General features: G+C 27.7%; 13 protein-coding genes and 1 other annotated feature. Of the genes, 8 read left to right on the top strand and 5 right to left on the bottom strand.

The window, feature by feature from the left end; genetic code table 11:
* Positions 1–67: 67 nt before the first annotated feature.
* A complete protein-coding gene (locus ACYUEW_RS13900) occupies positions 68–910 on the top strand; it encodes an Mrp/NBP35 family ATP-binding protein (protein WP_003487979.1) in 843 nt (280 codons plus the stop codon).
* 136 nt (positions 911–1046) lie between these two features.
* Complete coding sequence (locus ACYUEW_RS13895; protein WP_003487977.1) at positions 1047–1238, top strand: ferredoxin; 192 nt, start codon at positions 1047–1049, stop codon at positions 1236–1238.
* Positions 1239–1631: 393 nt separating this feature from the next.
* On the opposite strand, the gene ACYUEW_RS13890 is transcribed toward ACYUEW_RS13895, so the two are convergent.
* Positions 1632–1799, bottom strand: a complete 168-nt coding sequence (locus ACYUEW_RS13890; protein ID WP_460276955.1) for a hypothetical protein — start codon at positions 1797–1799, stop codon at positions 1632–1634.
* A gap of 77 nt (positions 1800–1876) precedes the next feature.
* Here ACYUEW_RS13890 and ACYUEW_RS13885 point away from each other — a divergent pair, with 77 nt between their 5' ends.
* From ACYUEW_RS13885 to nrdG, 4 genes are all read left to right on the top strand, one after another.
* Positions 1877–2947, top strand: a complete 1071-nt coding sequence (locus tag ACYUEW_RS13885; RefSeq protein ID WP_003487974.1) for a sensor domain-containing diguanylate cyclase — start codon at positions 1877–1879, stop codon at positions 2945–2947.
* Positions 2948–3003: 56 nt separating this feature from the next.
* Positions 3004–3732: an MgtC/SapB family protein gene (locus ACYUEW_RS13880; protein ID WP_042385969.1), complete on the top strand. Its 729-nt coding sequence runs from the start codon at positions 3004–3006 to the stop codon at positions 3730–3732.
* Between the two features lie 289 nt (positions 3733–4021).
* Positions 4022–6163: an anaerobic ribonucleoside triphosphate reductase gene (locus ACYUEW_RS13875; RefSeq protein WP_003487971.1), complete on the top strand. Its 2142-nt coding sequence runs from the start codon at positions 4022–4024 to the stop codon at positions 6161–6163.
* An 18-nt stretch (positions 6164–6181) separates the two neighbouring features.
* On the top strand, positions 6182–6697 hold the full coding sequence (gene nrdG / locus ACYUEW_RS13870; RefSeq protein WP_460276952.1) for an anaerobic ribonucleoside-triphosphate reductase activating protein: 516 nt from the start codon (positions 6182–6184) through the stop codon (positions 6695–6697).
* A gap of 709 nt (positions 6698–7406) precedes the next feature.
* On the opposite strand, the gene ACYUEW_RS13865 is transcribed toward nrdG, so the two are convergent.
* The 4 genes from ACYUEW_RS13865 to ACYUEW_RS13850 all read right to left on the bottom strand — a co-directional run bounded on the left by ACYUEW_RS13865 (position 7407) and on the right by ACYUEW_RS13850 (position 10074).
* A complete protein-coding gene (locus tag ACYUEW_RS13865) occupies positions 7407–7832 on the bottom strand; it encodes a hypothetical protein (RefSeq protein ID WP_460276950.1) in 426 nt (141 codons plus the stop codon).
* Between the two features lie 241 nt (positions 7833–8073).
* Positions 8074–8751: a DUF1048 domain-containing protein gene (locus ACYUEW_RS13860; protein WP_043030903.1), complete on the bottom strand. Its 678-nt coding sequence runs from the start codon at positions 8749–8751 to the stop codon at positions 8074–8076.
* Positions 8748–9092: a PadR family transcriptional regulator gene (locus ACYUEW_RS13855; RefSeq protein WP_460276948.1), complete on the bottom strand. Its 345-nt coding sequence runs from the start codon at positions 9090–9092 to the stop codon at positions 8748–8750. Before ACYUEW_RS13855 ends, ACYUEW_RS13860 begins: the two co-directional genes overlap by 4 nt.
* Positions 9093–9438: 346 nt before the next feature.
* Positions 9439–10074, bottom strand: coding sequence for an MBL fold metallo-hydrolase (locus ACYUEW_RS13850; protein WP_460276946.1), 636 nt, complete (start codon positions 10072–10074; stop codon positions 9439–9441).
* A 138-nt stretch (positions 10075–10212) separates the two neighbouring features.
* Positions 10213–10456, top strand: a binding site (T-box leader).
* A gap of 65 nt (positions 10457–10521) precedes the next feature.
* Here ACYUEW_RS13850 and ileS point away from each other — a divergent pair.
* Together ileS and ACYUEW_RS13840 are read left to right on the top strand one after the other, a co-directional pair.
* Positions 10522–13638 (top strand): isoleucine--tRNA ligase, encoded by a 3117-nt coding sequence (gene ileS, locus ACYUEW_RS13845; protein ID WP_460276944.1) that lies wholly within the window; start codon positions 10522–10524, stop codon positions 13636–13638.
* 149 nt (positions 13639–13787) lie between these two features.
* On the top strand, positions 13788–14786 hold the full coding sequence (locus ACYUEW_RS13840; protein WP_003487957.1) for a LacI family DNA-binding transcriptional regulator: 999 nt from the start codon (positions 13788–13790) through the stop codon (positions 14784–14786).
* Positions 14787–14858: the final 72 nt, after the last annotated feature.

Below are 14858 nucleotides of genomic sequence, written 5' to 3'. Positions count from 1 at the left end.
CTTATAACTTTATAAGTGATATAATTACACTATAAATTTACTTTGAAATATATAGGAGGTTTTTTTAATGAGTAATTGTGATAGCTGTGCTAGTAAAGGAACATGCAACAGTGAGGAAAGCTGTTCCAAGGAAACTTTTAAATATGGGAATGCAAAAAATATTATAGGTGTAATTAGTGGAAAAGGTGGAGTAGGAAAATCAACAATAACAGGAATATTAGCTACTAAATTAAGAGAAGAAGGCTATAAAGTAGGGGTGTTAGATGGTGATATAACAGGACCATCTATGCCAAGATTTTTTGGTATTAGTGATAAGAGAGCAGCTATAATTCCAACAGGAGAAAAGGAAGAAGTTAAAATAATACCTGTAGAAACTAAAACAGGAATAAAAGTAATGTCTTTAAATTTATTAACAGAACAAGAAGAAGCTCCTGTTATATGGAGAGGACCTGTAATAACCGGAGTTTTGACTCAAATGTATACTGACACTGAGTGGGGTGAACTAGATTACTTACTTATAGATATGCCTCCTGGAACTGGTGATATAGCATTAACTGTAATGCAAAGTTTACCTGTTACAAAGATGGTGGTTGTTTCTACACCTCAAGATATGGTTTCTATGATAGTTAAGAAAGTAGTTATAATGATAGAAAAAATGGGAATAGAGGTTCTAGGAGTAGTAGAAAACATGTCTTACATAAAATGTGGAAGCTGTGGAGAAAAGCTAAATGTATTTAGTAAAAAATCAGCAAAAGAACAAGCAGATTATCTAAATATACCACTAATAGCGGATATGCCTATAAATCTTGATTTATCTGAAAAGATGGAAAAGGGAGAAGTAGAGGCGTTTATTACAAATAATAAAGAATATACTCAGTTATATAATAACTTTAAGAATTTATATAAATAATAATAAGGCTTCAATGAATATTCATTGAAGCCTTATTAATTATATTTAAAATATAATTATATTATTTTAGGAATAAAAAAACTATAAAAGTTCAATATAATTGTATAGGAATTTATATAGAAGGGAGAGTTTTAGGATGAAGATAGAAATTGATAAGGATAAATGTATAGGATGTGGTCTATGCCGAGATATAGGAGATGGATTATTTAAAATAGGGGAAGATGGTAAGGCAGAATTAACAATAGATCCAGTACCAATTATGAAAGAGCAATATGGTAAAGAAGGAGAATACGTTTGTCCTGTCAATGCTATAAGAACTATAATATAGATGTATTTATTGTATTACTATTGAATAAAATCAATATATTCGATAGATTTACTAAATTTGCAATATTTGGTATAATGAATGTGTTAATAAAGTTATGCATGATTTTAGTAAAATCTTAAAGGAATCAATAGTTATGGATTTCTAATATATAACTATTGATATAGCTTTTTAGCAATAGGACAAGTTGTATAAAATATGTATTTATTTCATTATAATTTGGAACTGTATTAATATAGCTTGTCTTATAAAATATATTACGGTAGGACATAAATATATATCCTACTCAAATATTTTTTATATTTAAATATAATTATTCCATACTAATATTAAGTATAAAGTGAAATATATAGGTAATATAGATATAAAGTAAGAAAATTATACACTTAAAAATTATTAGAAAAAATTTATAATTTTATTATAAGGGGTTTGCTCTGTACACGGGTTTATATTTATTTTGTCACCTATTTTAGCATTGTCTTCAATATCTACAGCTAAACTTAAGCCATTGCTAAATTCAACTATAATGTTGTTTTCATTTATGTCTATAATTTCACCTAACATAGTAGCACCTCCTTTATATATTTTTTTATAAAAGACATATATTATTCATTAATTAAATAAATTAATTGGGGGTTAATATGTTATATGTTTTTATAATTGCATTATTTTTTATTATGATAATATATGAAAATATCATAATAATTAATCTAAGAAAAGATATAAAGAAATTAGAATATTCTAAGAACATGATGTATAATATGACAAAAAATATTAATAAACAAAAGACAATAGACAAAGTATATGAAATAATGTTAAAAACAGCTATAGATATAATACCAAAAGCAACTCAAGGCAGTATTTTGATAATGGACAAGGAAGAAAATTTTAATTATGCAGCAATACTAGGATATGATTATAAGTTAAAAAATATAAAACTAAATAAAAAAGAAGTTTATTTATATAAAATAAATAGATTTAAGGAAGCGGCCATAATTGAAAATCCTATAAAATTAGATGAAAAAATTTTAAACAAAGAAAAAATAAACAAATTTAAACAATTAGAAGCATTAAATATAAGTTGTATAATTTCAGCCCCAATATATATAGATAATAAATTATTTGGACAAATTAATATAGATTGTACAAAGGAAAACTATAAATTTAAAAAAGAAGATTTAGAGTTAATGGATCATATAAAAGATGAATTACAATTAATAATAAAATCTTTTATGGTAAAAGAAGAGTTAATACATAAAGCTAATTATGATGAATTGACAAAAATTTTTAATAGAAGATATTTTAATGAAATAATGAAAAATGAAATAAAAGAAAGTAATAAGACTTTAGTATTAATTGATATTGACAATTTTAAAACTATAAATGACATTTATGGACACAATACTGGAGATTTTATTTTAAGAGTTTTTGCTAACTTAATAAAAACATATTTAAGAGACAAAGATTTATTTTTTAGATTTGGAGGAGATGAATTTATAGTATTATTTAATGATTTAGATGATAAAGGTGTTATAGATTTTATGGAGAATATTAGAGAAAAAATTAATAAAGATAAAATTAAAGGAATACATGTGGATTTTAGCTATGGTATAAGTAAATTTAAAAATTATAATATGGAAAATTATGAGGATATAATAAATTTAGCTGATAAAAATATGTATATTAATAAGAATAAGAAAATTATAGTATAAAAATAGTAACCTGTTAAAGCTAATAGCATATATTCATAGATATAGAGGTGAATATATTGGATAGGAAACAGGTGATATTTAGAATATTTTTATCTATAGTAGTGGGTGGAGCTATAGGATTTGAAAGAGAAAGAAAGAATCGACCAGCAGGATTTAGAACTCATATATTAGTTTGTATAGGGTCTTGTATAGCCGTAATGATACAATTATATATAATACAATATATGAAAGAAATGATACGGATAGATGGGGAGTTTAGGTATTTATTAAGTGCAGATATATCTAGAATGGCATCTCAAGTTATTACAGGTGTAGGATTTTTAGGTGCTGGTACCATTATAAGAGATAAGGGCTCCGTAAAAGGATTAACAACCGCAGCAAGTATTTGGGTAGTTGCTTGTATAGGAATTTCAGTAGGATTAGGGTTCTATTTTTTAAGCTTGGTAGGTTTTTTAGGTTTAATAGTATCCTTAATTGTTTTTGAAAACATAGAAAGTTCAGTAATTGACAAAAACAAAGAATATAATATTATCATAGAATATTTACCTAAGAATAATGTAATGGAATATATTATAGATGAATTATTAAAAAATCAAATAACAATAAAAAGTATAAGAGTTTTTGACAAAAATATTAATGAAGATGAAACAATAAAAATAAAATTAATTATAAGTACAAAAAATAGATTAAATTTTTTATCTGTAATACAAAATTTACAAAGTAATAAAAATATATATGATATAAATATATTAAGAATTAATAGAATCAAAAATAGAATATTATAATGGAATATAAAAAGAACATGTATTTTTAAAATAAAATATATGTTCTTGTTATTTTTTGTAGGAAAAGGTATATTAATTCGAGCATTTATAGCATTTTACATTGGAGTATAAATATATATAAATATCAAGTATATATATTGTATAAAATTTAATATAAAAGTTAGATAAATTACATTAATTAAACTTAATCGGTATATTTATTTAAATATAAAATTGCTGAAAAAAATTTAAGATAGTATAATGTTCAAAGTACATATACACAATATGTTGTAGGTAGGAGGAATATAGTATGCTATATGTTGTGAAAAGAGATGGTAGAAAAGTAGAGTTTGATGTTGTAAAAATATCAAATGCTATTAAAGGTGCAGCAGAAGAAATTGCCTTTGATATGAAGGAAAGTGAAAATATAAGTTTAACTCAAAGGGTAATAAAAAAGATCGAGGATTCTAATAAAAAGGAAATATCAGTAGAAGATATACAAAATTTAGTTGAGCATGTTTTAATTGATAGCGGATTTAAAGAAATAGGATATGCCTATTCAAATTATAGAAGAGAGAGAACAAAAATAAGAGAAATAAAATCTGAATTGATGACAGCTATAGAAAAAATAGGAGTAGAAACAGATAGAGATAATGCTAATGTAGGTAATAATTTCAGTTCTAAACTTTTAAGAATAGCTAGTGAATCTAATAAATGGTATAATTTAGGTGTTATGCCAAAGCATTTGGCTAAACTACATGAAAATGGAGATATATATTATCACGATTTAGATAGTTATAATTTAACAGTAAATTGTTTAAATATAGATACAGGGAAAATATTACAAAGAGGATTTAATACAGGTTACGGTACAATTAATGCTCCAAAGAGAATTGAAAGTGCCGCAGAATTAAGTTGTATATTACTTCAATCTACTCAGAATGATATGTTTGGAGGTCAAGCACATGTAAATTTTGATAATGACATGGCTTTATTTATTCCTAATACTAGATCTGAAATAAGAAAAGAAATATTGGAAAATTTAAAGGGATTGGGGGTACAAGAAGAAGGCTTAAATGAGGAAAAAATAGATGAATTAGTAGAAGATAGATTAAAACTACGCATACATCAAGCTATGCAAGGAATAGTTTATAATCTGAATACTATGCATTCTAGAGCAGGATCCCAAGTACCTTTTAGTTCTATAAATATAGGAATACCTAAAAATAAAGATGCAGCTTTAATATGTGAAATATTTCTAAAGGAATATGAAAGGGGATTAGGTAAAGGTGAACAACCAATATTCCCTAATATAATATTTAGAGTAAAAGATGGAGTAAATAGAGAAGAGAAGGATCCTTACTATTACTTATTTAAATTAGCTGCTAGAATAGCAGGTAAAAGAATGAATCCTACCTTTATGAATATGGATTCAGACTTTAACAAGGAATATTATGATAAAGGAATAATACCAGCTACTATGGGATGTAGAACCTATGTATGCTCTAATATAAATGGTGAGGAAGGACCAGCTGGCAGAGGTAATATAGCTCCAACTACTATAAATCTTCCAAGAGTTGGAATATTAGCTAAAAAAGATCTAAACAAATTTTTTAATCTATTAGATAATAGATTAGAATTAGCAAGAGAATCCTTATTGCATAGATATGGTGTATTAAAAAAATTAAGAGTTAAGGATTTACCTTTCGTTGTAGGAGAAGGCTTAATGAAGGGGTCAGAAAATTTATCACCAGATGATTCTATTGAGCCTATTTTAAGAGAAGGATCTTGGGCTATAGGATTTATAGGTGTTGCAGAAACATTGACGGCTCTTATAGGAAATCATCATGGAGAAACAGAAGAGGCTAAAGAATTAGGAGTAAAAATAGTTTCTCATATAAGAGAGTTCTGTGATAAATATAAAGAAATAGATAAATTAAATTGGAGTTGTTATGCTACACCTGCAGAGGGTTTAAGTGGTAAGTTTATTCTTCAAGATAAGAAAGTTTTCGGAGAAATAAAGGGTGTTACAGATAAAAACTACTATACTAATAGCTATCATATACCAGTAGGTTTCCCAATATCAATTAAAGAAAAAATAAATATAGAAGCTCCTTATCATAAAATATGTAATGGTGGACATATAAGTTACATTGAATTAGATGATTATCCATCAGAAGATGTAATTATGGATATAATTCAATATTCATATAGAAATACTAATATATCTTATATGGGAATAAATTTTCATATAAAATACTGTAGAGAGTGTGGAACATATCTTGGAGTAGCAGAAGAAGTTTGTAATAATTGTGGAAGCACAAATATACAAGGTATATCTAGAGTAACAGGATATTTAAGCTTAGATGAAAGATTTGGTTCTGGTAAAGTAGCAGAAAGAGCTGATAGAACATCAAATAATTCTAACCATAGAAGAATCTATACTGTATAATAATTGAGGTGTTTAACTATGGAGAATAAATATTTACAAGTAGCAGGTTTTTTAGATAATTCCTTAGTTAATGGAGTAGGCTTAAGATCAGTAATATTTGTATCAGGTTGTAAGCATAATTGTGAAGGGTGCCAAAACAAGGAAATGCAATCCTTTTGTTATGGAGATAATATATCACTAAAAGATATATTAAAAAGAATAGAAAGCAATATGCCTTTAATAAAGGGTATAACATTTAGTGGAGGAGAACCACTAGAACATATAGAAGAACTAGGGATTTTAGCTGAAAAAATAAAAAACTTAGGGTTAAATATATGGTGTTATACAGGGTATACTTTTGAATATATTAAAAAAGAGATGGTTCAAAATCCTGAATTAAATAAATTAATGAATTTAGTAGATGTTTTGGTAGATGGTAAATATGATGAGTCAAAAAAAGATGGAATTTTAAAATATAGAGGATCATTTAATCAAAGAATAATTGATGTGAAAAAAAGTTTGAATAAAAATGAGGTTATTATTTTAGACTTGTAAAATATATAGATATATTAGGTTAGATAATCATTTAATAAAAGGATGTAAAACTTTAAAATAAAGTTTTACATCCTTTTATTGTTTACAAAGAAAAATATCTTCTATGCATAACAGCATAACTTAAAAGTTTTTAAGAATTAATCTTTAAATAATACTAAAGAAGCTGTTAAATGCATCGGGTGAAGCGGAAAAAGTATAGGAAGCAAGTTATAGCTTTCTATCTTACGATTTAGGCTATTCTTTGCAAGATGATAGCTGACCTATTTATCGCTTGGTTATCTACACCTGTACCGGCAAGAGTATCTTCAGTAGTTGATTTATTTTTGAGCGTAACGGTTGCTCCTACTGGAATGGATGCCAGAAACATGCCAGTCAATTCAGCTCTTTCTGTGTCATTCAACCCATCAGAATACATTCCGAAAAAAGAAAGAGGGTGCTCTGCTCCGTTAATGGCAACTGCATACGCAACATTAATCAGACCGCCAGTTGGTCGAACAGTCACTACATAGTTAATTTGATAAATCCCGGCTGTATTTACTGTAATTGTAGAAGTATTTGGTGTAAAATTAAAATCACCAGATTGAAGGGCAACAATGAATGTTACTTCACCTTCTGGAGGAACATCCTGTGATCCTCCATTGGTGACAGCGTTAAAATATGATGGAGTAACTCCTGGTCCAGTTGGGCCTTGAAGTCCTGTGGCTCCTGCTTAGCCTTGAGGGCCAATAGGGCCAGTAGGCCCAGCAATACCCTGAGGGCCAGTAGACCCAGCAATACCCTGAGGGCCAGTAGAACCGGTAACACCTTGAGGGCCGGTGGGGCCAGTAATACCTTGAGGACCGATAGAACCAGTTATGCCTTGAAGTCCAGTAGAACCGGTAATACCTTGAGGGCCGGCGGGGCCAGTAATACCTTGAGGACCAGTGGAACCAGTAACGCCTTGAGGACCGGTGGGGCCAGTAATACCTTGAGGACCAGTAGAACCAGTTATGCCTTGAAGTCCAGTAGCACCGGTAACACCCTGAGGTCCGGTGGATCCAGTAACACCTTGAAGTCCAGTAGGCCCAGTTATACCACGAGGGCAGGTACATCTACCACAAATGGGTATACATAGCGTTTTACATCTATTATTCAATAAAATCACCTTCTGTTTTTATAATATGATTTCAGTATGATAATAAGAAATCTTGTAAAATAGCATTACTATATAATATGGTTGATTTTAATTTTTGGTATCGGGATGATTTGAGAATGAAGATTTATCACCTTTAATTAGGGAAATTATATGAAAACTTAAAGATATACTTGGTTTAGGAAGAAAAAATTCAAAATTGAGTTTTTGTGTTTTTTCAGGTATCTTTGCTCTGAAATATTAGTTATTTTTGCTTATAAGTATATTTGGATAATAAAAATAATATTAAATAAGATATTGCTACAAAAATTAATATATAGTGTATTTTTGCAGTAAATAAAATTATTTTGTTGAATTTACGCCACATAAGCACACTAATAATCATGAAAATAATATACAATAGAATAAATTTTATATCAAAGTTTAAATTAGAGTCATCTTGTTTAAAGGCAGTTTTCCCTATATAGTTAAAAATTCCAAAGGATAAAATAGTAATTAATAAGGTATTTATAATAAAAGGTAAAGAAAAATTATAATTTAAAAGTAAGCTTTTAGATTTTATCATATTAGGAATATAATCGAAAACTATATTTATTGTCCATAGGATAAAAAAACTATTAAGTATAATTTTTAAGTTAACTATAACATTTTCTTTAGAGAATTTTTTAGTAGCATAAGATTGAATTATTTCATCACAAAATTCTTTTGGATCATTGCCTATAATATTTTCTATAGATTCTTTATTATTTTCTGCGGTTAAAAACATATCTAATATTTCATGTATAGATTCTTCACATTGTCTTTCAGATAAAGAACTAGCTCTTAAATAACAAGCTATATTAGTAAAAGTTTCATCATTTGTATCATTTAGAGTTTCACTTAATTTATTAGTTAGTTTTACTAATTCTTTAATATTATTCATTTTACGGTTCCCTCCTTTGAATAATCTAAAAATATTTTATCTACATTATTTTTAAGTTCCAACCAACTAGTGTAAAAATAATTTAATTCTTCTACACCTTTTTCTGAAAGGGTATAATATTTTCTTTTAGGACCATAAGGAGAAGGTTTTTTTGTAGAGTTTAAGAAATTGTTTTTTTCTAATCTTATAAGCAGTGGATAAATTGTGCCCTCACTTATATTTTTAAATCCATATAATTTAAGATTTTCAGCTATTTCATATCCATAAGTTTCTTTATCATTAATTATTTTAAGAATACATCCTTCTAAGGTTCCTCTTAAAAGTTGAGACTTATCATTCAAGTTTAAATCACCTCACTATTATGCTGTACAAGGTACTGCAACTATATTGTAGCACAAGGTAGTGCTTATGTAAATAATTTCTTATAAAACAGGTTTTCTTAAGATGGATTTAATTTTAATATAGGAATTATAAAAAAATATACGTAATAAACTATTAATAAGCCTTAGTAGTTTTTAATCTGTGGAAATTAAAATTCGGCCTAATTTGTTACAGTGTGTGATGAGCTCATAGTGAAGTTAAGGAAGGAGTCTCCATTAGGTAAAAAATTTTTAATGTAGCCAGATGGAGAACTTCTTAGTAAAATGAGATAGGTTATATATGGGATTTATATTAGAGGTGTTAAAATTAAGTTTTTAGTATATAAACCATGTTATTATAATTTTTTATATTATTTTCTAGTGTTATGATATTAGATCCAATTTCTAAGTTTTTATCCATATGAATTAAGAAATCTTCTAGGCCATCTAGTTTAATTTTTATATTGTCTAACCCGAAATGCATTGGGATTATTATATGACTATTTATATTTTTGCATAATTTAGCAGCTTCCTTTCCATTAAGTGTATAATTTCCTCCAATAGGTATTAATAATAGATCTATAGGACCTAAGCTATAAATAAAGTCTTTGGATAATAGGTGCCCCAGATCACCTAAATGGCATATATTGAATCCATCTATATTAAATTTAAATATTATATTATTCCCTCTTTTAAGTCCATTTAGTTTATCATGATAACTTTTAAATCCCTTTATTTTCAAATCTCTATGTTCATATTGAATGGGAGTATCTAAAATTATACAATTTTTGTTTAGATCACCCTTAAAATTATGGTCAAAATGATTATGACTTATAGTGCATATATCTGAAGCATAATTTATCCTATGAATACCTATACTAGGCTCGTAAGGGTCGGTTATTATAGTTGTTTTAGAATTACTTTCTAAAATAAAACAAGAATGACCTAGCCATTTAATTTTCATTTTTACCTCCTAAACATAAATAAAATATTTAAAGTTAGTTTTAGTAGATAAATAGATTGTATTCAAAATTAATTATAATATTTTTAATTTTTTATAAATAAAGTAATTGACAATAAAAAATTTGTATACTATAATAGCTTAAAAGCGGTGAACAGGAAGAGTATTTAGATTGATTTCTTACAGAGAGTAAACAGTTGGTGAGAGTTTACAGAATAGATTTAGAGAAAATCCCCTGGGAGCTGGAGGCTGAAAGATTTGCAAGTAAGTTCTCTCGTATTTCTGCGTTAAAGAATAGAGTCTAATATAATTTTAAGATTATATTGTACTTGAAAATTATTTAAAGTTTTATAGGTGGTATAGCGAATGTAACTTCGTCCTATTATGGATGAAGTTTTTTTGTTTAATATAAAAAAGTATTATTTATAGAATAGAAAGGAGAAAAAGGTTATGTACAAGAAAATAGACTCCAATAAAAGTTTTGTACAAAGAGAAAAAGATATAGCTAATTTTTGGGAAAATAAAGGCGTAATAGAAAAAAGTTTTAATTTAAATGAAGATGGGGAACATTTTACATTTTATGATGGACCACCAACAGCTAATGGAAAGCCACACGTAGGACACGTTCTTACAAGAGTAATGAAAGACCTTATTCCAAGATATAAGGTTATGAAAGGATATAAGGTTTTAAGAAAAGCTGGGTGGGACACACATGGTCTTCCAGTAGAACTTGAAATAGAAAAAAAATTAGGTATCTCAGGTAAACCACAAATAGAGGAATACGGTATAGAAAAATTTGTTACAGAATGTAAAGATAGCGTATTTAAATATACAAGTCTTTGGAAACAAATGTCTGAAAAATTAGGATTCTGGATGGATATGGATAATCCATATATAACTTATGATAATAACTATATAGAATCTGTATGGTGGGCATTAAAACAAATGTGGAAAAAAGAACTTTTATATAAGGGTCATAGAGTAACACCATATTGTCCAAGATGTGGAACTGCATTATCTTCTCACGAAGTTGCTCAAGGATATAAGGATGTAAAAGAGGCAACAGCTTTTGTAAAATTTAGAATTAAAGGAGAAGAAAATAAATATTTTCTTGCTTGGACTACAACTCCTTGGACATTACCAAGTAATGTAGCTTTAGCAATAAATAAATCCTATGACTATGTAGAAATATTAAGTAATGGAGAGTACTATATACTAGCTAAAGAACTTTTAGAAAAAGTATTAGAAGGCGAATATGAGATAGTTAAGGAATTTAAAGGGGAAGAAATAGTAGGAGTTGAATACGAACAACTATTTAAATTTGAAGTTCCTGAAAAGAAAGCTTTTTATGTAGTACATGCGGATTATGTAACTCTTACAGATGGTACTGGAATAGTTCATACAGCTCCAGCATATGGAGATGATGATAGTAAAACGGGTAAAAAATACGATTTACCTTTAATAAACTTAGTTGATAGTGAAGGTAAATTTGTAGATTTAGTAGAGCCTTGGAAAGGAATGTTTGTAAAAAAAGCTGATCCTAAAATATTAGAATACTTAAAAGAAAATGGTATGCTTTATAAATCAGAAAAATTCACACATTCTTATCCACATTGTTGGAGATGTAATACGCCACTCTTATATTATCCAAAGGATAGTTGGTTTGTGAGAATGACATCTTTAAGAGATGATTTAGTGAAAAATAATAATACTATACATTGGTATCCAGACAATATAAGAACAGGTAGATTTGGAAAATTCGTAGAGAATGTAATAGATTGGGGTATTTCTAGAGATAGATATTGGGGTACACCTCTTCCAATATGGGAATGTGAATGTGGTCACAGAGAATGTATAGGAAGCATAAAAGAATTAAAAGAAAAAGGAATAAATGTTCCAGAGAATATAGAGCTTCATAAGCCATATATAGATGCAGTTAAATTAAATTGTCCACACTGTGGAAAGGAAATGACTAGAACAAATGAAGTTATAGACTGTTGGTTTGATTCAGGTTCTATGCCTTTTGCACAACATCATTATCCATTTGAAAATAAAGAAGTATTTGAAAATACATTTCCAGCTCAATTTATATCAGAAGCTGTAGACCAAACTAGGGGATGGTTTTATACATTACTTGCTATATCTACAGCATTATTTGGAAAGAGCTCTTATGAAAACTGTATAGTTTTAGGCCACGTACTAGATAAACATGGAGTTAAAATGTCAAAATCAAAAGGAAATGTAGTTGAGCCATTTGATGTATTAGAAAATGAAGGAGCAGATGCTACAAGATGGCATTTTTACACAGCTAGTGCACCATGGTTACCAACAAGATTTTCAGAAGAAGATGTAAAAGAAACTCAAAGGAAATTCTTAAGTACATTATGGAACGTATATTCATTCTATGTTTTATATGCAGATCTAGACAATTTTAATCCATTAGAATATAAGGAATTTAAATCAGAGCATGTAATGGATAAATGGATATTATCTAAACTTAATTCTTTAATTAAGAATGTAGAAGAACATTTAGATAATTATAGAATAACTCAAGCTGCATTGGAACTTGAAGAATTTGTAGATGAACTTTCAAATTGGTATGTAAGACGTAATAGATCAAGATTTTGGAGTACAGAACTTACAGATGATAAAATTGGAGCATATACAACATTATATAGAGTTTTAACTACAGTAATAAAAGTAGCAGCACCATTTGTACCATTTGTTACAGAAGAAATGTATCAAAATTTAGTTGTAAATTTAAATAAAGATGCAAAAGAAAGTATTCATTTATGTAAATGGCCATCTTACAATGAGAGTACTATGGATAAAGACTTAGAAGAAAAAATGGACTTAGCTTATAAAATAGTTAAGTTAGGACGTAGTGCTAGAAATTCAGTAAATATAAAGAACAGACAGCCTCTTCAAAAAATGTTAGTTAGTACAAGAGAGCTTCCAGAATACTATGAGGATATAATAAGAGAAGAACTTAATACAAAAGAAATTTTATCTGGAGCAGATCTTTCTAACTATGTTAACTTTGAAATAAAGCCTAATTTACCTGTACTAGGTAAAAAATATGGAAGATTTATACCTGCTATCAGAAAAGAAATAAGTGCTATGAATCAAATGGAATTAGCTCAAAGTATAAACAATGGTAAATCCGTATTCATAAATGTTGAAGGTTTTGAAGATCAAATAGAACTTACAGCAGAAAATTTACTTGTAACAATGCAAGGACTAGAGGGATTTGCTTTTGCTGGCGAAGGAGAAATAGGCGTAGTATTAGATACACATATTACAGAAGAATTAAAAGAAGAAGGTTTCTTAAGAGAAATACTTAGTAAAGTTCAAAATATGAGAAAAGAAAGTGGCTTTGAAGTAGCAGATAAAATTAATTTATATGTATCAGGAAACAATACTTTAAATGCTATAGTTAAAAAATATGAAGATGAAATAAAAGCAGAAACTTTATCAGTAAAAGTTAGTTATGATGAAAATAGAGATTATATTGAATGTAAAATAAACGGAGAAGATTACAATATAGCAATGGAAGTTGTTAAATAGCACATATAATTTTGTGCATAGAATAAAAATTGTTTATTCTATGCACATTTTTTATTATAATAAGTATAATAAGGGAAAACTACTAAACAAGAGGAAATTTCATAGAGATAAATATGTTAGATTTCAATAAATAATAGGGAGTGATTTAAATGGCGATTTCCATTAAAGATGTAGCTAAAGAGGCACAGGTTTCTATAGCTACTGTTTCAAGAGTATTAAATAATATAGATGTTGTAAATGAAGATACTAAAAAGAAGGTATTAGATGCAATAGACAAATTAGGATATAGACCTAATATAGTGGCTAGAAGTCTAAAAACACAAAAATCTAAAACTATAGGCATAATAATACCAGATATATCAAATCAATTTTATCCAGAAATAGTAAGGGGAGCTGAAGATGTAGCTAACATATATGATTACAATATAATGCTGTGTAATACAGATTTAGATCCAGAAAAAGAAATGGAATACCTAAGAGTTTTAAGAGAAAAAATGGCAGATGGTGTTTTATATATGAGTAATTCTTTAGAAAAAAATATATTAGAACTAATTAAAAGTTTACAATTGCCAGTGGTTTTAGTAGAAACAAAAGATAGTGAAGAAAAGCTACCAAGTGTAACTATAGATAATTTAAAAGCATCTTTAGATGCTACAGAATATTTAATTAATAAAGGTAATAAGAATATAGCTTACATAGGATTGCATGAAGATATGGCAAATGCAGCTGCTTTAAGATATGAAGGATATAAATTAGCATTAAGAAAAAATAATATTAAAGAAAATAAAAACTTGGTTTATTTAGGAGGCATGAAAGTTAGAGATGGTTATGAGGGGATAAATAAAATAATAGAAAAGGAAAAAGTAGATGCTATTTTCTGTGCTGATGATGAAATAGCTATGGGAGCAATAAATGCATTAAGGGATAAAAATATAAAAGTTCCAGATAATATAGATGTTATGGGCTTTAACAACATATATTCCTCTAATGTTTTTTATCCTAAATTAACAACTGTAGGTCAGCCAATGTATGATATGGGTTCTGTGGGAATGAGAATGCTTATAAAAATAATAAACAAAGAAGAATTAGAGAAGGATGATTATGTATTGCAGCACAAAATAGTAGAAAGAGATTCATGTAAAAAATAGATAGTTATTAATATATTTTATAAAAAAGATGTGTAGATAAATAGCACATCTTTTTTTATTTTATCAAAATGG

Source organism: Clostridium sp. CTA-1 (assembly GCF_054768215.1).
Note: the sequence above shows the minus strand (reverse complement) of the source record. Positions and strands in the feature narration are given on the sequence as shown.

What these genes read in the sequence shown, in the direction of transcription:
- ACYUEW_RS13840 (WP_003487957.1), top strand. Translation starts at nt 13,788, where the DNA reads ATGGCGATTTCCATTAAAGATGTAGCTAAAGAGGCACAGGTTTCTATA.
- ACYUEW_RS13900 (WP_003487979.1), top strand. Translation starts at nt 68, where the DNA reads ATGAGTAATTGTGATAGCTGTGCTAGTAAAGGAACATGCAACAGTGAG.
- ACYUEW_RS13885 (WP_003487974.1), top strand. Translation starts at nt 1,877, where the DNA reads ATGTTATATGTTTTTATAATTGCATTATTTTTTATTATGATAATATAT.
- nrdG (WP_460276952.1), top strand. Translation starts at nt 6,182, where the DNA reads ATGGAGAATAAATATTTACAAGTAGCAGGTTTTTTAGATAATTCCTTA.
- ACYUEW_RS13850 (WP_460276946.1), bottom strand. Translation starts at nt 10,074, where the DNA reads ATGAAAATTAAATGGCTAGGTCATTCTTGTTTTATTTTAGAAAGTAAT.
- ACYUEW_RS13890 (WP_460276955.1), bottom strand. Translation starts at nt 1,799, where the DNA reads ATGTTAGGTGAAATTATAGACATAAATGAAAACAACATTATAGTTGAA.
- ACYUEW_RS13860 (WP_043030903.1), bottom strand. Translation starts at nt 8,751, where the DNA reads ATGAATAATATTAAAGAATTAGTAAAACTAACTAATAAATTAAGTGAA.
- ACYUEW_RS13895 (WP_003487977.1), top strand. Translation starts at nt 1,047, where the DNA reads ATGAAGATAGAAATTGATAAGGATAAATGTATAGGATGTGGTCTATGC.
- ACYUEW_RS13875 (WP_003487971.1), top strand. Translation starts at nt 4,022, where the DNA reads ATGCTATATGTTGTGAAAAGAGATGGTAGAAAAGTAGAGTTTGATGTT.
- ileS (WP_460276944.1), top strand. Translation starts at nt 10,522, where the DNA reads ATGTACAAGAAAATAGACTCCAATAAAAGTTTTGTACAAAGAGAAAAA.